The 21,077-nt window shown below is 60.9% G+C and carries 19 protein-coding genes; 7 read left to right on the top strand and 12 right to left on the bottom strand.

The genetic code is table 11. From position 1 onward, the window contains the following. Positions 1-3 precede the first annotated feature (3 nt). From K0V07_RS04830 to nadC, 8 genes are all read right to left on the bottom strand, one after another. Complete coding sequence (locus tag K0V07_RS04830; RefSeq protein ID WP_220623408.1) at positions 4-2,832, bottom strand: AsmA-like C-terminal region-containing protein; 2,829 nt, start codon at positions 2,830-2,832, stop codon at positions 4-6. Positions 2,833-2,936: 104 nt separating this feature from the next. Further along, positions 2,937-4,934, bottom strand: coding sequence for a DUF4340 domain-containing protein (locus K0V07_RS04825; RefSeq protein ID WP_220623407.1), 1,998 nt, complete (start codon positions 4,932-4,934; stop codon positions 2,937-2,939). Between the two features lie 13 nt (positions 4,935-4,947). Then, positions 4,948-6,429, bottom strand: a complete 1,482-nt coding sequence (locus tag K0V07_RS04820; protein WP_220623406.1) for a GldG family protein — start codon at positions 6,427-6,429, stop codon at positions 4,948-4,950. Between the two features lie 2 nt (positions 6,430-6,431). Then, the gene (locus K0V07_RS04815) at positions 6,432-7,196 is read right to left on the bottom strand and encodes an ABC transporter permease (protein WP_220623405.1); all 765 of its coding nucleotides are present in this window, start codon (positions 7,194-7,196) and stop codon (positions 6,432-6,434) included. A 10-nt stretch (positions 7,197-7,206) separates the two neighbouring features. Next, positions 7,207-8,229 carry an ABC transporter ATP-binding protein gene (locus K0V07_RS04810; RefSeq protein WP_220623404.1) on the bottom strand — a complete coding sequence of 341 codons (1,023 nt, stop codon included), beginning with the start codon at positions 8,227-8,229 and terminating at the stop codon, positions 7,207-7,209. Positions 8,230-8,395: 166 nt separating this feature from the next. Continuing rightward, a complete protein-coding gene (locus tag K0V07_RS04805; RefSeq protein WP_220623403.1) occupies positions 8,396-9,157 on the bottom strand; it encodes a type III pantothenate kinase in 762 nt (253 codons plus the stop codon). Beyond that, positions 9,154-10,146 carry a biotin--[acetyl-CoA-carboxylase] ligase gene (locus K0V07_RS04800; RefSeq protein WP_220623402.1) on the bottom strand — a complete coding sequence of 331 codons (993 nt, stop codon included), beginning with the start codon at positions 10,144-10,146 and terminating at the stop codon, positions 9,154-9,156. The genes K0V07_RS04805 and K0V07_RS04800 overlap by 4 nt, the downstream gene beginning before the upstream one ends. Beyond that, positions 10,139-11,074 carry a carboxylating nicotinate-nucleotide diphosphorylase gene (gene nadC, locus K0V07_RS04795; RefSeq protein ID WP_220623401.1) on the bottom strand — a complete coding sequence of 312 codons (936 nt, stop codon included), beginning with the start codon at positions 11,072-11,074 and terminating at the stop codon, positions 10,139-10,141. Before nadC ends, K0V07_RS04800 begins: the two co-directional genes overlap by 8 nt. 159 nt (positions 11,075-11,233) lie before the next feature. On the opposite strand from nadC, the gene K0V07_RS04790 reads away from it, so the two are divergent. After that, a complete protein-coding gene (locus K0V07_RS04790; RefSeq protein WP_220623400.1) occupies positions 11,234-11,845 on the top strand; it encodes a DUF4126 domain-containing protein in 612 nt (203 codons plus the stop codon). A gap of 27 nt (positions 11,846-11,872) precedes the next feature. Here the strand turns inward: K0V07_RS04790 and K0V07_RS04785 are convergent, their stop codons facing one another. Both K0V07_RS04785 and eda read right to left on the bottom strand, forming a co-directional pair. Further along, positions 11,873-12,949 (bottom strand): hypothetical protein, encoded by a 1,077-nt coding sequence (locus tag K0V07_RS04785; protein ID WP_220623399.1) that lies wholly within the window; start codon positions 12,947-12,949, stop codon positions 11,873-11,875. Between the two features lie 182 nt (positions 12,950-13,131). Further along, positions 13,132-13,773: a bifunctional 4-hydroxy-2-oxoglutarate aldolase/2-dehydro-3-deoxy-phosphogluconate aldolase gene (eda, locus tag K0V07_RS04780; protein ID WP_220623398.1), complete on the bottom strand. Its 642-nt coding sequence runs from the start codon at positions 13,771-13,773 to the stop codon at positions 13,132-13,134. Positions 13,774-13,837: 64 nt separating this feature from the next. On the opposite strand from eda, the gene K0V07_RS04775 reads away from it, so the two are divergent. From K0V07_RS04775 to K0V07_RS04750, 6 genes are all read left to right on the top strand, one after another. Next, complete coding sequence (locus K0V07_RS04775) at positions 13,838-14,398, top strand: helix-turn-helix domain-containing protein (RefSeq protein ID WP_220623397.1); 561 nt, start codon at positions 13,838-13,840, stop codon at positions 14,396-14,398. A gap of 34 nt (positions 14,399-14,432) precedes the next feature. After that, entirely contained in the window at positions 14,433-15,803 is a 1,371-nt protein-coding gene (locus K0V07_RS04770) for a hypothetical protein (protein WP_220623396.1), read from the top strand. Between the two features lie 32 nt (positions 15,804-15,835). Further along, entirely contained in the window at positions 15,836-16,669 is an 834-nt protein-coding gene (locus K0V07_RS04765; protein ID WP_220623395.1) for a sugar phosphate isomerase/epimerase family protein, read from the top strand. Between the two features lie 57 nt (positions 16,670-16,726). Beyond that, a complete protein-coding gene (locus K0V07_RS04760) occupies positions 16,727-17,878 on the top strand; it encodes a Gfo/Idh/MocA family oxidoreductase (RefSeq protein WP_220623394.1) in 1,152 nt (383 codons plus the stop codon). Positions 17,879-17,991: 113 nt separating this feature from the next. Then, on the top strand, positions 17,992-18,888 hold the full coding sequence (locus tag K0V07_RS04755; protein ID WP_220623393.1) for a TlpA disulfide reductase family protein: 897 nt from the start codon (positions 17,992-17,994) through the stop codon (positions 18,886-18,888). A gap of 34 nt (positions 18,889-18,922) precedes the next feature. Further along, positions 18,923-19,711 (top strand): 3-ketoacyl-ACP reductase, encoded by a 789-nt coding sequence (locus K0V07_RS04750; protein WP_220623392.1) that lies wholly within the window; start codon positions 18,923-18,925, stop codon positions 19,709-19,711. 110 nt (positions 19,712-19,821) lie between these two features. Here K0V07_RS04750 and K0V07_RS04745 read toward each other — a convergent pair whose 3' ends face one another. Together K0V07_RS04745 and K0V07_RS04740 are read right to left on the bottom strand one after the other, a co-directional pair. After that, entirely contained in the window at positions 19,822-20,532 is a 711-nt protein-coding gene (locus tag K0V07_RS04745; protein ID WP_220623391.1) for a hypothetical protein, read from the bottom strand. A gap of 107 nt (positions 20,533-20,639) precedes the next feature. Then, complete coding sequence (locus tag K0V07_RS04740; protein ID WP_220623390.1) at positions 20,640-21,026, bottom strand: hypothetical protein; 387 nt, start codon at positions 21,024-21,026, stop codon at positions 20,640-20,642. Between the last annotated feature and the right edge of the window lie 51 nt (positions 21,027-21,077).

Raw genomic sequence — 21,077 nt, 5'->3', positions numbered from 1 at the left:
GACTCAGTCGTCCATGATGTACTGGCCGCTCTGGCCCTTGTTGGGGAGAGTTTCTCCGGTAGGATTGTCCACTTGCTTCTGGCCAGTAATGATCCCCAACGGGCGGAAATCAACCGCCCACTTGGGCTCGCTCGCTGTACCGGTCAACTGCGCCTCCACCACGTCCGTAAGCGGGTTGATGGCCGAGAAAATGGTGGATATCAGGGGGATGTCGACGCCCCCCAACGGATAGAGCGAGAGGTAAAAGTCCAGCTCACCGGTATCGAGGTTGAAGTTGCCGTTGGCGTCGATGCGGGCCGTCGGGCCAGAGATGGTCAAGCCCGGGAAGTGTGCGTAGCCCTTGCCGAGGACAAAAGGTGCCGTCCCCTTGGTAAAATCAACCGTGCCGAGATTCAGGCCAATGGCCTGGATCGCCCGCGAGAGACCTCCAAAGATATGGAACTGCCCGAGCAAGGCATTACTGATGCCGATCTGCCCATGCCCGCGGAAAGTTTTCACATCACCGGTCGTGCCCTGCGCATTGAGGTCGAAGTCGATCTTCGCCAGCTCCATGGCCTTTTTCTCCGAGGATGTCGTTGGAGGCTGAGCCGTTTTACTGTTTTTAACCGTCTCTGAGTGGGTGGAGAGCATGGGCACCGAGGTTAGCAGGTCTGCGTAGGAAGCCCCCCGCAGTGACAGCCCGAGGGCCATTTCATTACCCTCTCCGCCATCGACCAGCTTCACGTCGGCCTGGCCCGTGCCTTCACCCCCAGCCATCCCAAAGGCGATTTTACGCAGCTGGAGCACGTCGGGCTGCTTCATCCCGTGGAACGCCAGGTGATCAAAAATGAAGCCCTCATACACCACTCTGTCATCCATATCGGCGATGATCTTGAGAAAGAGCTCATCGTCCTTGCCCCCTACCCCATCGACCGTCAAGCCGTTCACCTGCAGGCGTGGAGCAGCAGACAGCTTGAAATCTTCCACGTAGCTGAGCGCCTCGTCTCCGGCCAGCGAAGCAGCCTCCTTCAGGGGCAGAGTTGTCGCAGCAGCAAATCCCAGTGAGGTCCGGGTCTCACCATCCGGGGTATAGGAGAACTGGATGGCGGCGTTGAAGTCGCCACTGTTGCTCTGCCCATCCATATCGTAGAGGATGATCCGGGCCTGCTCGCGCCACAGCATGGCGGTAAAGGCATTTACCTCGACCCCCTGATAGGAAAAGTCCAGCAACTCGTTATACCCGAAGAAGGTTTTGCCAAGGTCGCCCTGACCGTAGGTGCCCTGAATATCGATGTTCGAGTACGGCATGACGCCGTGGAAATCGAAGTCCTTCCAGAGCGGGTCCCACCAATCAGCATCGATGAGGAATGAAATCTCCAGCGGGTCTACATTACCGTTGAGCAGGTAGCGGTAGCGCTTCGTGTCCAGCTCCTCGCGATAGGTGCCGTTGACTGTGTAGCGTGCGGTGGTCAGCTCGGCCTGCGACACATACACCAGTGTCGGGGTGATCCGCGCCTTTGCGAAAGCGCTCAGCAGATTCAGCGCCTCGTAGCGGGTTTTCCCGAAATCCAGATAAACCTCGGCAGAGTCAAACTCGTAGCCCTTGTCCAGGACCACGCTCCCGCCCCAGCGCGGGCGCTCCGAGCAGTCCAGATCCGGCGGATGGGTAAACTTTCCCTCCAGAAAGCTGATCTTGAGCAGGTCCAGCGGGTCCCACCAGGCATCCACTGAGAGGTTCGCCGTTTCCTGCTCGGTATCGACCCGCCCCTCGACGAGTAGCCAGTTCGCCCCCGAGTCGATGTGTATCCAACCTGAGGGCTTTTTTATCTGTGCGAAGTTCACCTGCCCGATAACCACCTCGGCGGAGAGATTCATCCCCTCCACCCCGGCCGCGCCATAGTGGCAGGCCGTCGGCAGCGCCTGGATACCCTTGTTCGGGATAACGGCCTCGACCGCCGCGAAGCGAGCACTGACCTTGTCCTCCCAGTGCAGTTGCTGGACACGGGCTCGTGCTTTTTTTAACCGGAAAGAATCGGCACCTGCTCCCACTGCCTGAGCCGTGGCCACGATGCGCTCGCCCTCGACCCCCTGCCCGAGATTAAACGACTCGGCCTGGAACTGGGCGATGACCGACGCCTGCTCACCACTCACCCCAAGCTGGAGCTGGATACGCGGATCGGTGAAACGCTCGACCCAGGGGCGCGCCTCCAACAAGGCGCGGCAAAAGGCTGTGTATCCCTCGGCCATGAGACGCTCCCGCTCCTTTTCGTCCATGGCGGGGCCTTCGGTCAATTTCTGAATCATCGTAACCGGCAGCGAACCCTCGGCCCGAATGTCGAGGCCGTCCACTTTCAGGATGAGCCGGTCCAGATCCAGACGCTGGTGGCGGATCGCCACCTCGGTAAAGATATCCTCAGCCACCCGCTCACGCGTCCCCGTCGGAGAGAGCACTGACGGGCAATACAGGTTACAGCGCGAGAGCCAGACCTCATTCGGCAGGAGCTTGCGGTCCAGCAATGCCCAGGGCGGAAAGTCTACCATGATCAGGTCGATCTCTGCCACCGGCTCATGGTAGCCGGGCAGGCTCACCTTGATATCCTCCAGCAGGAGAATCCCCCGCAGGTCGAACTTCATGCGCGCGATGTCGATCTCCAGCCCCTGCTCGGCAACGGCACGCTCGAGCTTCTGCACCGCAAAGTCGGGGATCGGCAGCTCGCCGTCCTCCCACAGCAGATATAAAAGCACCCCCTGCAGGATCAGGGCCGCGAGCAGCCCCAGGTTAAACAGGACGTGTACCCAGCCCAGCAGACGTTTCCACCAGGGACGTACCGTTTTCTGGCCAGGCGCGCTCATAGGATAAATAGGGAGAGCACGCTCAGCAGCAGCCGGATGCGGGAACCATCCCAGGGCTTTTGGAGGAATAGCTCAGGAGAGAGGACATGGCGGTTGGGAGAGGCTTAATTCGAAGCACCATCCGAGGACGCAGGCTTCTTGGGAGCGGCGTCTGCGGATGAGGAAGACGTCTGGGTAGACGGCGCTGATTGCTGAGGCAGCGGGAGAGGCTCAGCCTTTTCGACACCCTCGGGCGTCGATGGCAGCTTGGGCGCATCCTGCACAAAGGTCAGCGTGAAGAGAGCGTCGATCATCGGCTGCGTCAGCACGAAGGCCAGACCGTTGGCAGAAGAGCCACCGAGCTGGTAGTTCGCCCGCTCACGGGGGCTGAAGTCGTACACGCGCTGTGTCGTAGCCCCCTCCTGGCTGCCGGGCAGGAAGTAATCGACGCTCAGGCGATAGCGCCAGGTCGAGTCCGGCCACCCTTTAAAGGGTTTGTCTTCGTACTCGCTGACACGGAAGTTCTCCAGCTGGTCGACCAGATTAAGGGCGGCTTCGCGTTCGCTTTCAGGCAGAGAGGACCAGTACGTCGTCCAGGTCTCTTTCTGCGTGTCGATCTTGCCTGAGAACAGTTCCTTGTCCCCGTTGAGATCGGTCAAGGTGAGCCCGACGACACGAGCGCCGGCCATACTCTGGTCCAGCACGCGGCTACGGTAGGTCAAGGGATCAGAGTTGATCTGCTGAAGGATCAGGCTCCCGACCTTATAAACGAAAGGTTCGGCAGCGAGCTTGGCGTAGAGCCCGTCGCTGTCCTTGTCCACGCCGAGCAGGAGCGTCTGCTCCGTGCCCCCACGCAGGGTGACGCGGCGGGTTTTCGGCCCGGCCAGCCCCCACTGCTCCAGGTCCTTGCCGGAGGGAGCGTCGGAGGCAAAGGATTTGGCCTCCAGCACACGCAGGGATTGCAGCAGTTGCCCGATGACCTCGGTGTCCGCAGGCTGGGTGACGATCTTGCCCCCGGCCTCCTTGCGGAAGATCTGCCAGCTTTCCTTCTCGTCTGCCTGGCGCTTCTCAAGCCGCTGGAGGGTCAGGCTTTTGCCGTCCTCGGTGATCTCGATGCCGTTGACCTCCGCCGGATTGAAGACGAAGAACTTGCGCTGGCGCAGGCGGTCCGCCGGATCGCTCAGGCGCTCAAGCGGCTTTTGCTCCACGGTGAAAATCGTCCCCGAGGCCGGGTCGTTCTCCAGGCGGGCGTAGCGCTGCGGGGCTTCCCCCTCCAAGACGTTCGGCACCGGTGCGCCAACCTGCAGCGTGCGGCGGCGGTTGTTCCCCCCGAGCGTGATGCGCATATACGGCGTGGCAAAGAGCGCGGCCTCACCACCGCTCGGCAAGTCACGCACAATGTGCACCGAACGCAAGGCGGTGAGCTGGCCGAGGGCCGCATCGACCTTGTCGTTATCAGCACGCACACGGATAGGCGACTCCAGCCACCACTTATCCCCACTCTCTTCAAAACGGTAACGCTGCTCGCCCTGCTCAATCGTGAGTGAGCGGACCTCAAAGAGCGGAATATCAAAGACGCGATCGCTGCGCAGCTCAGCCAGTCCGATGGTGATCGCCTTCAACAGCTCGTCGCTGACGACAAGCACGGCATCGCCACCTGGCGGCAGCAGATAGACCCGCTTGCCCAGCTGGGTGGGGGCGCCGATCTTCAGCTCGACTTCCTTTTCTCCCATCTTGTAGCTGAGGACGATCGAGGGGTCCTCCAGGCCGAAGTCAGCCAGAGTCTGCCCACTGCGCTTGATCTCATCCAGCGGGATCGAGACCTCTTTCTCCAGGAATTGCAACTGGGTCAAAATGCGCTGGATCGCGTTGTCGTTCGCCGGCCAGACGTAGGGGCTGGTAATCTCCCAGCCCGTGCGTGTACGAGCGATGACGCGCTCCTCCTGCCGCTGGGCGGTTTTTACCTGGATGCGGATCTGGTCCACGCCTGAAGCGTTGGAGAGGATGTTAACCGTCTGGTGCAGGTACGCCTCCTTCGGGTCGGACTGCTTCTCAAGAACGTAGATCCAATAAAACGCCCCCAGGTTGAGGAGGACCAGAACGATGGTGAGTTTGAGGCGCATGGCGTTTAAAGGTTTAGCGGCGGCGGATAAAGGTGATCATGACCCCGAGCAAAGCGACGGCACCGGGTAGTATCAAGAGACGAAGCCCAGTGTCGATCAGGTCCTGGCGGCTCAGGCTGAGCTTGTAGTTTTCCAGCTTGCGGGGCTCGATGTTCACGAGCGACTCCTGATCGAGAATCCAGTGGATGAGATTATGGAAAAGGGTTTCGTTGGCGGCGGCGGGGAAGCGGTTGTTGCTGAACATACCGGCATTACCGAAGACCACGAGCTTGCCCCCGGGGATGTTCAGCCCGAAGCGGCTGCCCGCCGAGCGCTCCGAGACCATGGCCAGCGGGATCGGCCCTGCCAGGTCCGTCTCTTCGTTGTATTGGAGCGGCTTGCGCAGGTAGTCGCGCTCAGCCCAGCTGTTCGGCGAAGAGGCCATCAGCGGCGTAATTTCAAGGCTGTTATCAATGGGAGCGCCAAGATCCGGGCGCACCGGGCGGCTCAGCCCGACCAGCACCTTGAGCTTGTTATCGCGGAGGATCTTCGTCACGGGGTGCTCGGTGAAGTTACCCACCAGCGAGTCTCCCTCGGAGGCGATAAACTCGTTCGAAGCCTCCAGCACAATCATGTCGTCGGACATGATGCCCCAGTCATAAAAAAGATCGTCGAGCCCGTGCGGATTACCCGGCTCAAGCAGGACCAGCATGCGGCCATTGTCCTCGGTCAGGTAGCGGCGCAGCTTCTCCTGCTCCGGCGGAAGGAGTTGCGTCTGGGGGCCGGCAATGATGACCAGACCAGCATCCTCGGGGACCTTGGGCACCTCCATCAGGTCGAGCGGCTCCTGCTTGAAGTTACGCTGTCGCAGGTAGTAGGAGACGCGCGAGAAGCCACGCAGCGGGTCCACATCGTCAGCCCGCATTTCGCCATGACCCAACAGATGGTAGATGGTCTTGGCGTTCTGGTTGGTCACATCGAGGATGGCCGAGGTAAAGGCCTGCTCGCCCTGAAACGCGCTCACCCCACCCTCATCGGTCTTCCACATATCGAGGGGCAAAATCTGCTTATAGCGATCACCGCTGGCCACGACGATCACGTTGTCCTGATCGGGGCTGATCCCGAACTTGTTAACCAGCTCCTCGGCTTTGTCGCTTTGGCGGTAGACGTTGACGTACTCCACGTCGATCATCGACTCGCCGCCCTTGGTACGGCTCTCCAGCTCGTACTCGCGCAGCAGGCGACTGACCTGGCGGAAGATAAAGCGCATCTCCTCCGGCGCAGACTCCGGCGGCGTCGTCACGATGATGCGCACCGGCTGCTGAATCTGTTCCAGATAGGCCAGTGTCTCGGCCGAAAGCGAGTAACGGTTATTACGCGTCAGGTCCACACGCTCAAAGTTATGCGAGGCGATGTAGTTGACGGCCGCTACCAGCGAGATGAACAGGATGACCTGCACCAGCCGGTTGATCCGCAGGACCCAGCGCGCGTAGCTGAACTCTTCCATTCGAGACATGATCAGGCCTTGGATTCGACGACGAGCGTGGTGATGCCCAGCAGAAGGGCGGCGTTACTGAGGTAGAGGACGAAGGGCCGGGAATCGATCACCCCGCGGCTAAAGTCCTCCAGGTGCTTAAAAGTGCGGATATACTCCAGCGGCGACTCCAGCCACGTCATCCAGGAGTAGTCCTGAATCGGCAGGCGCAGGAGCAGCTGGCCGCTGATAATGATGATAAAAAGCATGCTGAAGCTCAGCATCCCCGCCACAAGCTGGCTGCGGGTCAGGCTACTGGCAAAGATCCCCAGCGCGATGTAGAGTGCACCGCTGAGGGCGACAAAGAGGTAGCCGCCGAGCATCGGGGCCAGCTCCAGCACCACGGCCCGGTCGGCCGTCCCCGGCAGTCCGTAAGCCACGATAAAGGGGAAGCAAATCGTCAGCCCCCACAGCATGAGATAAAAGACGTACGCCCCCAGGAATTTGCTCAACACGACCTGTATCGCGGTGGCTGGGGTGGTCATGAGCGTCTCAAGGGTACCCAGGCGGCGCTCCTCGGCGATGGAGCGCATCGTCAGCAGCGGTACCATAAAAAAGACCGGAATCCAGAAGACCTGGAAGAACAGCACGGAGGGCGGCAGATCCGCCTCGCGGGCACCCGCCTCGTTGAGAACGAGCAGATAGATCAACCCCATCAGCAGCAGAAACAGCACCGAAGCCACATAGGTGGCCGGCGCAATCAACAGCATGCGCAGCTCATGGGAAAAGAGAGTCAGAAAGTGTCGCATCGGTGCAGGATCAGGCGGAGGGCGCTTCAACCGGCTGGGGAGTGACTCCGTCCTTGCCGTCTTCCGGCAGGGTTTCGTCCCAGCTGCGTTTGGTGGCGGACATAAAGATGTCCTCCAGGTTAGGCTGCAAACGGGCCACCTCATGGATACGTCCCTGTCGGGCTCGCAGCGCATCGATAAAGTTTTCGGTCAGATCCAGATGGGAGGGGGCCTCCATCAGGTATTCGCACATGCCCGCGTTTTCGGTGGTGTTCTCCAGCGTCAGCTCAGGGCTCACGGACGGCAGCAGCTCACGCATCTTGGCGGCTTCGAGCGTCGTGCGCACGCGGTAGCGGGTACGCGGCAGGAACTGCTCGCGCAGGCTCTGCGAGGTGCCGTTGGCGACCACGCGCCCCTGATTGATAATGATCACCCGGTCGCAGCAGATTTCGATCTCGGGCAGGATATGGCTGGAAAGGATCACGGTCATGTTACCGCGCAGGGAGTCGATCAGGCTACGGATGCCCAGTATCTGGTGCGGGTCCAGGCCGATGGTCGGCTCGTCCATCACGATCACCTCCGGCTTGGCCAGGATGGCGTCGGCGATACCCACACGCTGCCGGAAGCCCTTCGAGAGCGTACCGATCAGGCGACGGCGGGGCTTGCGGTGCAGTTCACACACCTCCATCGCCTCCTCGACCCGGTCACGGATCAAGCGGCCGGGAATTTCCTTCAGGCGAGCGCGGTAGCGCAGGTACTCGATCACACGCATATCCTCGGGCAGGGGATTGGACTCGGGCATGTAGCCGATGCGCTTTTTCACCTCACCTGACTGGCTCGCCACCGGGATGCCGCAGACGCGCGCGATACCCGAGCTGGCTCCCATGATCCCGCACAGGATACGCATGGTCGTGCTCTTGCCCGCGCCGTTCGGCCCCAAAAAGCCGACGACCTGGCCGCGTGCGACCTCAAAACTGATGCGGTCAATAGCCTTGCGCGGGCCGTAACGCTTCGTCAGATCGAGAACTTCAATAGCTGGTTGCTCTGATTCCAAGGATAGTGGTTTAGACTCGTTTCTGGCAAAAGGGTTCACCCAGTCTGAGGCACTGCCTCAACTTGGCCTATTCCGTCACTTTGAGGCATGAACTCCCCCGCTGGCAACCCCAGAAAAAGCCGAATATGACCCTCGGCTGATCACACGCTATCTCGCACGGGCACGCCTACGGCTGGCTCGTCGCCCGCACATAGGCCTCACCGAGTCCAATCAGGCTCAAATACGGGACGACCTCGATCTTTTCGGTGAGCTGCCCGTGCCAGACAACCGTACCGCCCCCCGTGGCAAGAATAGTCGGTGGCTCCTCGCCGCGCTCCGCAAATTCCTCCCGTGAGCGCTCAAGCAGCGCCTGAATCATCCCCCCGTAGCCGACCACGCAGCCCAGCTTCATCGCGTCGCGGGTCGAGCGGCCAATCCTGCCGGGGTCCTTCAGCTCCTCCAGGCTCAACTCGGGCAAAAGGGCGGTTTTTTCGTGTAAGTACTTGGTCATCATCGCCGGACCGGGCGCGATAATGCCCCCGATGTACCCCCCACCCTGCGTTACCAGGTCGAAAGTCGTAGCCGTTCCGGTGTCGATCACGATGGCTGGCGCACCGCAAATGACCTGTGCGCCGATACCATTAGCGAGGCGGTCCGGACCGACCTCGGGCGGATTTGGGTAGGAAATCGTCAGCCCCGGGCAGCACACATGGTCCAGCCGCACTGCGTGCGCGATATTCGCCGCCTTCAGACAGGCCTCCAGCTCAGCGGTAGCCGCGGGCACGACCGAGCAGTAGGCCACGCCATCAAAACCACCGGCCTTCAAGCGCTCAGGCAAGTGTCGGGTGATCTCGCGGGTGGGCAGATCCTCCGTATCGGACACGCGCTTGCCCTCCACTTTGCCCAGATGCAGCCGGGTATTGCCGATATCAATGCACAAAACCTTCATTTTTGTTTCCTCAAGGTGACATCCCCCGCCGCAAAACGCTGCTCGACACCGTCGGGCAGACGCAGCCGCAAGGTGCCGGTCTCGTCGATGCCCAGATACTCGCCGGATATATCGCCATCCGTCAGCGAAACCGTAACGGTGCGGCCGACGAGGGCATCGAATTTCGGCCATTCCTCACGAAACGTCTCCCGGTAGCGATCCTCCAGAAAGTCGTCGCAGGCCTTTTGCAGAGCGACGATGATTTTTGCAGCCGTCGCGTTTAAATCAAACACCTTGCCCGCCGCCTCACGCAGAGAACTGGCCAAGGGACGCACCTCCTCAGGAAACTGATCGGTGACACTGTTAATATTGAGCCCGATTCCAAAGACGAGATCCCGCAGCATCTCCGAGTCCGAGCGGGCCTCGGTCAGCATACCAGCCACCTTTTTCCCGTCCCAGTGCAGGTCGTTCGGCCACTTAACCTTGAGTGACACGCCACACAAGTCATTGACCGCCATACAGGTAGAGAGCCCCATCCAGAGCGTGAACGTCTGCATCCGGGCGGGCGGCAACTGTGGGCGCAGCGCCAGGCTGAGCGTCAGGTTGCCTGCATTTTCGCTGAACCAGGCGCGCCCCCGCCGACCACGGCCAGCCGTCTGCTTACCCGCGACAACCACAAAAGGCGTATGCTCGCCCTGGGCCAGCAGGCGCTCGGCCTCGGAGTTGGTGCTATCCGTCTCGGCCAGGAAGTGCAGATTGGCCGGACAGGCAAGCCGCAGAAGATGAGCAGCCAGCAAGGCAGGATGCAGAACCTCTGGGATTGTCTCCAGTCGGTAACCTTTATTCCGGACAGCCTCAAAAGAAAAGCCCTCGGTCCGCAGCCGATCCAGACGCCCCCAGACCGCAGCCCGCGAGACTCCAGTATCCTCGGCGATGGATGATCCCGACACGTAGTCGCCGTCAGCCGCCAGAAAGGCGGCCAGTATCTCGGCATCGGAGACCTCACCCATGGCTGCTCCAATCCAGACCGATATCCATCCAGTGGCTGCGGTGAACGACCGCCCCGCTGGAAGCAAAATCCAGCCCGAGCGAGGAGATGGACTTGGCGTTGGCTTCGTTGATGCCTCCGCTTGCCTCCGTCCAGGCCTTGTCGCCGATCAGGTTGACGGCCTGCTTCAGCTCCGACGTGGTGAAATTATCGAGCAGAATGACGTCGGCCCCAGCCTCCAGCACCGGCGGGATCTGGTCCAAATGGTCGACCTCGACCTCGACGGCGAGATCAGGGCGCGTCTCCTTGGCCTGCCGAATGGTCGCTGCGAGACGCTCACCGGCACTGGAATCATTGGCCGCCAAGTGATTATCCTTCAGCATGATGCGATCGAAGAGCCCCAGCCGATGGTTCCAGCCACCGCCCACCGCCACCGCGTACTTTTCGAGCATGCGAAAGCCCGGTGTGGTCTTACGGGTGTCGAGCAGACGCGGACCATTTTGTCCCAAGAGAGTGACATAGTGTGCGGTCGTCGTGGCGATACCGCTGAGACGCTGGAGGAAGTTCAGCATCACGCGCTCGGCCCGCAGGATCGTGCCAACAGGGCCGGATATCCGCCCGATCAGGGCCCCCTCATCCAGCGGCGTACCATCCCGAGCCATCGGGCTCCAATCGCAGCCGCTACCGTAGGCCTCCAGTATCATCGGAACCAGTCGCAGCCCGCAGACGCGCATGGGCTCGCGGGCGATCAGCTCCACCGTCCCCGGCTTGTCACCAGCGAGCAGGTCCGTGGTCGCGTCACCCGCCGGGTTGGCAGGCTTGCGCAGCCCAGCCCCGTCGAGGTCCTCGTCACGGGCCATTTCGATCAAACGGCGCAGCCATGCCGGGTCCAGCTCATCCCAGCTGAGGCGGCGTAGTAGGTGCTCAGCGTGCTCCTGAGGTTTGCTCATGCCCCATTCGCTATGAAATACGCCCCCTTGGCGCAAGCCCATTGCATTCGCAAAACATCTGCCGCCGACATCACCCCTCCGATAAATCCGGCCCTGAGCTTGGCATCGGGCTTAATTCTGTTATCCTTTAGTCCGAAATAAGCCTAACCCAGCACGCCCATGAACGAAATTGAACCAGGGACCCTCACAGGCATCATAGCCGTCATCGCAGGTATTGGCCTGAGCGCCGCGGCTGGCTTCCGCGTGTTTATCCCCATGCTGGTTCTCAGCATCGCCGGGCGTAGTGGTGCGATCGAGCTGGGTGAGAGCTTTCAATGGCTTTCCAGCTGGCCGGCTCTGGTCGGTCTGACTACTGCCACCATCGCGGAGGTCGCGGCCTACTACATCCCGTGGGTGGACAACGCCCTCGACAGCATCTCCACCCCTGCCGCGCTTATCGCAGGTACCGTCATCTCGGCGGCTGTCCTGCCCGACCTCAATCCCGGCCTGAAGTGGACGCTCGCGGCCATCATGGGCGGAGCCCCGGCCGGAGTCGTCCAGGCAGGCACCGTGCTCACACGGGGCACCTCGACCGCCACGACCGGTGGCATCGGCAACCCCGTCGTTTCGACCGTCGAGGCTGGCAGCTCACTGCTCACGGCCATCCTTGCCATCGTCATCCCGGTGCTCATCGGGATCGTTGTCTTGTGCATCGTGCTGTGGCTCGGGATCAAGCTGATCAAGCGCTTCCGTCGCACGCATCCGCCACGCCCAAGAGGACTCGCTGCCTAGCGGAACGGCTCTGCAGCACAGGCAGCCCTACTCGGGATCAAGCATGGAAATGCCCAACGCCGGGTCCCAGCCTGTATCAAGCGGGAAATACATCAGCCGACCGACCACATTGAGCTGGAGGTAGGTCCGGTCACGGTCCCACCGGCCTGTTTCGATAATGTCATTGTCATCCAGCTCCCAGGTCCCTTTCACATCGGTCTCGATGTAGGCATTGAGCTGGGGCAGCCCATCAGCCTCAAACGCAGCCCACTGCGCTCTGGCCGCGCTGGTCTCCAGTCTGTCCTCCCTAAAAGCTTTAAGGTCCTCCTGAAGCGATACCCAGTGCTCGATATATCCCGGCATACGCCTCAAAAACGCACGATTCGCCCCGTACTGAAGATAACGGGCGTCACTTGTACTGCCCGAGCCTGAAGGCGCCGTTTTCACGAGGATTTCCTGCCACTTGTCATTTCTGGACTGTAGCGTCGCTACGATATAGTCGATCGTGTCGAGGCTTCCGTTCTGCAGGGGGAGGCGAAAGTCGCGCACCATCCGCGCATCAGACTGCTCACGCACAGGGATGGCGTAGAGGGTATCCTCCCCTAAATCGTATTTGTAGCCCCCGCGACCATCGGGCTCCGGGATCGCAGCACAAAGCTCGATAAAGCGCCGATTCAACTCGGCTTTTTTATCCTCATCTTCGAGGCCCATGACACTCTTAAAGAGCAGCACCTGCCGCTCCATCAGTCTGCGCGTAGCATCGTCCAGTCTCTGGCTTCTGATGACAACCGGTTTACCCTGCAAATACTCCCCCAGGTCCGGATACGTGATGCGGCAGCGGGGTCCATCGTATTCTTCCTCCTCCTCGGTGGCTGCTGGAGGCTCGGGCTCAGTGATAGATGCGACTTCGCTCGCAGGCTTATCCTCGGTCTCGTCACTGGATATGGATGGCATCTGGCCATTACCAAAAGCCCTGACCGAAGGCGCAGAGCCGGATTCCGCCTCAGAGACCTCAGGAGCCTTCTTCGAGGCTTCCTCAGTTTTCATCTGGTAGAAGAACCAGCCACCGACAATAGCTGCAGCCAGAGCCACTAGCCCCAGGATAAAATTAAAGGCACTACGCATGTGATAAAACAGGTGAGATTTTGGCGATCTTCACGGCGCCTTGGCGTAACGGATACGCGCCGGGCGACCGTATGTATTTTTATCCTCCATCACCTAAAACAGCGCAAGCCCGAAGGCCAGGGATACAAAAAAAGCTTCCGGATCGCATCCGGAAGCTCTCGTAAAAAATTGGATTTGACGGCTTAAGCCTTTGCAAGCGCGAGCGCTTCCTTCGTCATGCTGGCGATTTCGTCGAACTTGCCAGCCTTGACCAGGTCGCCGGCTACAAACCACGAGCCACCCACGGCCAGCACGCTCTTGAGCGCCCAGTACTCGGGGGCCTTGGCGGCGTTGATACCGCCGGTAGGGATAAACTTCACGCCCGTATGGCCAAAGGCCGCGGTCAATGCCTTGAGCATCTTGGCGCCACCGGCAGGCTCAGCCGGGAAGAACTTCAGAACCTTGCAGCCCAGACGGATGCCGCGGTCAACTTCGCTCGGGGTGACAACCCCCGGCGTGATCGGGCAGCCAGCCTTGTGGGCGGCCTCCACGACCTGCTCATTCAGGCCCGGAGCGACAAAGAACTGCACGCCCATGTCAGCCAGCGGCTGCACCATGGCTGGGTCCAGCACCGTACCGGCGCCCACGACCATGTCCGGAAATTCCTTAATGATGGCGGCGATAACCTCCTTGGCGGCAGGGTTACGCAGGGTGACCTCGATCATGTTCAGGCCACCTTCACGCAGAGCGGCAGCGGTTTTCAGGCCCGATTCGACGTCTTCGAGGACGGCGACGGGCAGCAGGCGTTTTTCTTGGAGCAGGGTTACGGCAGGATGTTCACTCATGGGTTTGAATTTTTCTTTGACAATATGAAACTATCTATTTTTTATCGCAAGCGAAAATTTTACTATGCCCACCGCCCACACCAGCCCCGCGGGCGAATCTGCCCCGCTGTACGACTTCTCGGTCTTGCGCGCCCTGCGCAAGCGGGAGGCGTTGACGCTGGGTCAGGTGGCTGAGCGCTCGGGCGTATCGGTCGCCGGCATCTCCAAGCTGGAGCGCAACCAGTCCAGCGCCGAACTGGAAACCCTCTACCGCCTCGCACGGGTATTCGGCATGAGCGCGGCCGAGCTGCTGGGGCTGGCCGAAGCGCGCATGGCGCACGAGGTGAAGGCCGAAGGGTATGAGCATGACGGTTTCAAATTTAGCCGCATCAACTACGGAAAGGCGAGAGTCTTCTACGGACGCGCCGTAAAAGGCAGCCGTATCACCCGCCCTGAGATGCACCACGACGACTTCGAGACCTGCTGGGTACTCAAGGGTAAGATCAAGATCAACCTCCCCTCGGAGACCCGCATCGTCAAATCCGGACGCGCCCTACAGTTTGACGCCATTCTGGAGCACTCCTACGAAGCGCTGGAGGATTCCGAGCTGGTCCTCGTCCACCTGCGTAAGGAAAACCGCTTCTAATCTTTAATAAACAATAACCCACTAGCTTCTAACGATGAAAATCGATACCTCCCTCACCCTCGAATCCCTCAAGCCCGCCCTGGACAAGTTCTGGGAAATCTCCGGTCAAAAGATCAAGCTGATCGAGGCCGAATATGACACCTCCAAGGGCTCGCCCGTCTTCACCGTCGAAGGCAAGTACACCACCCGTGGCTGGACGGAGTGGACCCAAGGTTTCCAGTTTGGCTCGGCCATCCTGCAGTTTGACGCCACCGGCGAAGAGAGCTTCCTCAAGTATGGCCGCGAGCAGACCCTCGCCGTCATGGCCCCGCACATCACCCACAAGGGCGTGCACGACCACGGCTTTAACAACGTCTCCACCTACGGTAACCTCCGCCGCCTGATGCGCGAAGGTAAGATCGCTCAGGACGACTGGGAGATGAACTTTTACGAAATGGCCCTCAAGGCCTCCGGTGCCGTTCAGGCCATGCGCTGGAGCCCGAACGACAAGGGCGGTTACCTCTACTCCTTCAACGGGCCGCACTCGCTCTTCGTCGATACCGTGCGCACCATCCGCGCCGTCGAAATGAGCTGGCTGCTCGGCCACACCCTGCTGACCGACAACGACGCCGACATCAACCTGCTGGAGCGCGCCCTCAACCACGCCCGCTCCACTGCCGCCTACAACGTCTTCTACGGCGAAGGCCGCGACAGCTACGACGAGTGGGGCCGCACCTCCCACGAGGCTATCTTTAACATCAACGACGGCGCCTTCCGCTGCCCGAACTCCCAGCAGGGCTTCTCCGGGTTCACCACCTGGACGCGCGGCCTGTCCTGGGCCATGATCGGCTTCCCCGAGCAGCTGGAGTTCGTCGCCTCCGTGCCGGACGAAGCGCTTGAGCCCCTCGGTGGCCGCGCCGAGGTCGAGGCCTTCCTCCTCAAGGCCGCCAAGGCCACCAACGACTTCTTCATCAAGAACACCGCATCGGACGGCATCCCGTACTGGGACACCGGCGCCCCGAAGCTGTATCAGCTCGGCGACTACACCGAGCGTCCCGCCGATCCTTTCAACGATTGGGAACCGGTCGACTCCTCCGCGGCCGCCATCGGTGTGCAGGGGCTCTTCCGCCTCGGCAAGTACCTCAAAGAAAAGGGCGAGACCGCCGACGCCGAGCGCTACTGGCAGGCTGGCCTGACCACGCTCAAGACGCTGCTCGACGAGCCTTACCTCTCCACTGACCCGAAGCATCAGGGCCTCACCCTGCACAGCATCTACCACGAGCCCAACGGCTGGGATCACGTCCCCGCCGGGCAGAAGATCGCCTGCGGCGAGGCCTCCATGTGGGGTGACTACCACATGCGCGAGGCAGCCCTGCTCGTCACCCGCATGCTCAAGGACGAGCCCTACTACCGCTTCTTCAACTAAGTCGTCCCATCACCGCTTAACTGTATTTAATCATGGATACAAACCAGCTGACCGACTTCTCCCGCCTGTGCATCCACACCATCACGCACAAGCCCTGGAGTCTCAAGGAAACCACCGACGCTTTCGCCCGCGAGGGCGTGCCCGGCATCACCGTGTGGCGCGACGCCGTCAAGGACATGACGCACGAGGACGCCGGCAAGATGATCCGCGACAAGGGCCTCGACATCGTCTCGTACTGCCGTGGGGGCTTCTTCCCCGGTAAGACCGAGGCCGAGCGCGCTGCCGCTATCGCCGACAATGAAAAGTGCATCGACGAGGCCGCCGCTATCGGCGCCCCGCTGATCGTGCTCGTGGTTGGCGCCGCCCCCGGCATCTCGCTGCCCGAGGCTCGCCAGCAGATCGCCGACGGCATCCGCGCCGTGCTGCCCCGCGCCCGCGACAAGGGCGTGAAGCTCGCTATCGAGCCGCTGCACCCGATGTACGCCGCCGAGCGCTCCGCCGTGAACTCCATGAAGCAGGCCAACGACATGTGCGAAGCCATCGCCGACGACCACTGCGGCGTCGCCGTGGACGTCTACCACCTGTGGTGGGACGACATGCTCAAGGCCGAGATCGAACGCTGCGCCGCCCTGGACAAGCTCTTCGCCTTCCACATCTGTGACTGGCGCAGCCCCACGGAGGACTTCCTGCTCGACCGCGGCCTGATGGGCGAGGGCGTGATCAACATCCGCGAGATCCGCTCATGGGTCGAAGCCACCGGCTACACCGGTTACAACGAAGTCGAAATCTTCTCCAACCGCTGGTGGAATGAAGACCAGAACAAGTTCCTCGACCAGATCAAGGAAGCCTACCTGAAGCACTCCTGAGCGAGCGCTCCATTTCCCCACAACTTAAAACTGAAAACTGTTAACGGAAAAACTGAAATGAAGACACACAAAGTCGGAATCATCATGAACGGCGTCACCGGCCGGATGGGTACCAACCAGCACCTGCTCCGCTCCATCGACGCGATCATCAAGCAGGGCGGCGTCAAGATCAGCCCGAACGAAGTCATCATGCCCGATCCGATCCTGGTCGGCCGCAATGAGAACAAGCTCAAGCACCTGACCGAGATCAGCAGCGTCAAGGAGTACACCACTGACCTTGACAGCGTGATGAACGACGACCGCTTCTCCATCTACTTTGACTCGCAGGGCACGCTCCAGCGCTTTGACGCGGTCAAGAAGGCTGCCGAAGCCGGCAAGCACGTCTACTGCGAAAAGCCCACCGCGATCAAGACCGAGGACGCTTACGAGCTGTACAAGATCTGCCGTGACGCAGGTGTCAAAAACGGCGTCGTTCAGGACAAGCTCTGGCTGCCCGGCATGCTCAAGTTCATGCGCCTGAAGGAAAATGGTTTCTTTGGCGACATCCTCAGCGTGCGCGGTGAGTTCGGCTACTGGGTCTTCGAGGGCCACACCATCCCGGCCCAGCGCCCCTCCTGGAACTACCGCAAGGAAGACGGCGGCGGCATGGTCGTCGATATGCTCTGCCACTGGCGCTATGTGATCGACAACCTGTTTGGCCCGGTCAAGAGCGTCTCCTGCCTCGCCTCGACCCACATCCCCGAGCGCGTGGACGAGCAGGGTAAGCCCTACAAGTGCACCGCTGACGACAGCGCCTACTCGACCTTCGAGCTGGAAAACGGCGTCGTCTGCCACTTCAACTCCTCCTGGAACGTGCGCGTGCGCCGCGACGACCTGCTCACCATGCAGGTGGACGGCACCAAGGGCAGCGCCATCGTCGGCCTGCGTGACGTGTGGATCCAGCACTACGGGAACACCCCCAAGCCGATCTGGAACCCGGACATCGCGCAGCCCATCGACTTCTTCGACGGCTGGAGCAAGGTGCCCGAGCAGGAGAACTTCGACAACGCCTTCAAGGTACAATGGGAGCTGTTCCTGCGCCACGTGGTGCTCGACGAGCCCTTCCGCTGGACCCTCCTCGAAGGCGCCAAGGGCGTGCAGCTGGCCGAGTACGGCATCAAGAGCAGCGATGCCCGCCAGTGGATCGACCTGCCGGAACTGAAGGCCTAAAGCCTTGTCATTATCCGGTTCCACCGGAATCTGTTTCGAGGGAAGCCTTGCCCGCGGTCTCTACCGCGGGCAAGGTACTCTCAAACATCCTCCACCCACACCGGATAAACCCTATGAAATCACTGACCCGCATTCTCTCGGGCGCCGCCGTTGCGCTCTGTCTCATCGCCCAGCCTGCCTTCGCGCAGGAGTCCGCACCTGCCGCACCGCAGCAGGACCCCCGCGTCGAGATCATCCAGCAGCAGCTCCAGCAGCTGAAGGCTCAGGGAGCCAGCGACATGGAGCTGACCATTCTGGAGACCATGGCCTACTATCAGTTCGGCATGAACGAACAGGCCGATGCGAAGATCGCCGACGTTAAGAAAGCCATCCCCGAGATCGAGAAAACGGATGGCCCCAACTCTGAAAACGCCCGCGCCGCCCGCGCCATCGTGCTGATGGGCGATGCCCGCAAAAGCTGGGACAAGGGCGATATGGATGCCGCCTCGGCTCTCATCGGCCAGGCTTTCGTCCAGGTCCCTGAAGTCGCCCAGGCCATCGCCGGCGAATGGGTCAACACCTACTGGCAGGATAAGGTCATGGCGGATGTAACCATCCCGATGGACAAGCCGCTTGCTATCGCCGCCGGAGGGGAAACCACCCTCGGCGACCTGGTCAAAGGCAACAAGGCCGTCTACATCGACTTCTGGGCCAGCTGGTGCGGACCGTGCATGCAGGCCATGCCAGAGCTGAAAGCCCGCGCCGCCGAGTACAGCGCCAAGGGCATTGTCTTCGCCGGGGTAAACCTCGAAGACGCCGCCAGCGCCGAGAAAGTCGCCAAGGACCTCGACATCTCCAGCACGCCTCTCAAATGGCTCCTCGAGACCGAAGCCTTCCCCCTTTCCGACCTCCTCAACATCACTTCCATTCCGCACGTCGCCTTGATCTCGCCCGAGGGCAAGGTGCTCTGGCTTGGACACCCGGCCGATCCCGCATTGATGCAGGCCGTGGCCAAGCTCGCCGATAGCTAATCCGAATCGCGGGCAGCGCCCGCCCTTATTTTCTATGAGCGAAAACACTGTCAACAAACCCGTCGCCCTCGTCACTGGCGGCAGCCGCGGCATCGGCTTCGGCTGTGCCGAACAACTGGCCAAGGCCGGATTCGACCTGGTCATTAACGGCATGCGCCCCGAGGAGTCTGTCGGCGATGCGCTGAAGGCCCTGCAGGACCTCGGCGCACGCACGGCCTACGCCCGCGGTGACATCGGCTCGAAGGAAAGCCGCGAAGGCATCCTCGCCGTCGTGCGCGAAAGCTTCGGCAAGCTCAACGTGCTGGTCAACAACGCCGGCGTCGCCCCCAAGGAGCGCCTCGACATCCTCGAAGCCTCCGAAGAGAGCTTCGACTACGTGGTGGGCACGAACCTGAAGGGCGCGTACTTCCTCACGCAGGCAGCCGCCCGCTGGATGGTGGAGCAGAAAAAAGCCGACGACGCCTATCAGGGCGCGATCATCAACGTCAGCTCGATCTCGGCCACCGTCATCTCCGTCAACCGCGGCGAATACTGCATCGCCAAGGCTGGCCTCTCCATGGCCACTCAGCTCTTCGCGGTGCGCCTCGGCGAGTACGGCATCCCGGTCTACGAAGTGCGCCCCGGTGTGATCAAGACCGACATGACCGCTGGCGTCACAGAAAAGTATGACAAGCTCATCGCCGATGGTCTGTGTGTGACTCCGCGCTGGGGCTTCCCGGACGACATCGGCCGCGCCGTCAGCTCGCTGGCACGCGGAGACTTCCCCTACTCCACCGGTCAGGTCATCATGGTGGACGGCGGCTTGACGCTCCCGCGCCTGTAATCCGCAGAACGCTTTTCGTTCATATACTCAGCTTGAGCCGTAAGCGGCCCGCACCAAAACGGGCTGCTTACGGTTCTTTTTTATCCAACACGCAGGCCGCTTCGGGATCATTAATTCAGCAGCGGGCCGGAGGGCATCTGACCATCATCCCCCGTAAAGGCCAATGTCTCACCAAGGCGGTTCAGGCCGACCCGCACCTCGTGAAATGCCTCACCGAGCGCGTTAAAAATCGGCTCCAGGCAAAATTCGCGCGCGAGCGCATGGCTGCTGGCGGTGCGGTACTGCGCCAGACCGACATGCTCATAGAAGTCTAAAGACGGAGCCCCTCGCCGCTGCCGACGGTGCTCGACATGCGCCGGAAAGACACCGGTTAGAAAAAGCAACTGGTCCGCCAACTCGACCACCATAAAGAACCGGTCCGGCCCGGTCGCTGCGGAGATATCACTCATCCGGTCCCCGATGTAGGGCACATGCGTCCGCCCTGATCCCCGCTCCGGCAGATAGGCGATCAGGAGCGAGGCCAGATAGTCGGCCAGGTCGCGATCGTCGATCCCGCCACTTCGCAGGCTGTGGCGCACGAGCACATAGAAATAAAGATCGGGCGATACCGGCAGGGGGCGTGTCGACTCGAGCAGAGCGTGGAGCACGGCTTTCTCATCCAGCAGGACATCGCGCATCTGCGAATCCTTGAGCAGCATAACAAGCGCCTCACGCGCTCCGGTGGAAACCGCGAGCGTATCACTCAGGAAGCTCTCATCCTCATGGGTGAGGCGCTGCCTGCATCTGGGCAATACGAGCCGCATGACAATTTGCTTAAGCATAGCTTATGCCACCTGTAACGCCTTGTCAAAACGCAGCCCGCGGTGAACAGGCACAAAAAAACGCAGGCCTCAAGGCCTGCGCTGGGTAAGAAAAATGGACTCTCAGTCTACTTGATCTTATCGTAAGCGCCCTTGGCGATCTTAGCGATAACCGCGTAGCTGATCTGCATATCCTTCGAGACTTTATTCATCGACTCGCTCTTAAGCTTAGTCTTCACCTCGTCACGAAGCTCGGGAGTGATCTTGGTGCGCTTGCGGCGACCCGTCGGCGTGGAGCCGGTCGTCGTACGGCGGCGATGCAGGCGCAGGTTGTACTTTTCGATCAGCGCCTCAACAAGCTCCTTCGGGGTTGCGAACCCGCTCTGCTTAACCAGGGCTTCTAATTTAGCCTGGGCAGCCTTATCTTTTTTCTGCTGATCAATCAGCTTTTTCTTTTGTTTGGCCAGGTTTTGCTCAGCCTTCTCTATGCGCTTCAGCTCGTTATCAATACTCATAGTCTCGCTTGTTTGTAGTGTTTAAACATGCAATAGCTAGGTCAGACGGTA

It is taken from the genome of Ruficoccus sp. ZRK36, from assembly GCF_019603315.1.
In the GTDB taxonomy this organism is placed as follows: Bacteria; Verrucomicrobiota; Verrucomicrobiia; order Opitutales; family Cerasicoccaceae; genus Ruficoccus.
The sequence above is the reverse complement of the archived record's forward strand: the minus strand, read 5'-3'. Positions and strand labels throughout refer to the sequence as shown.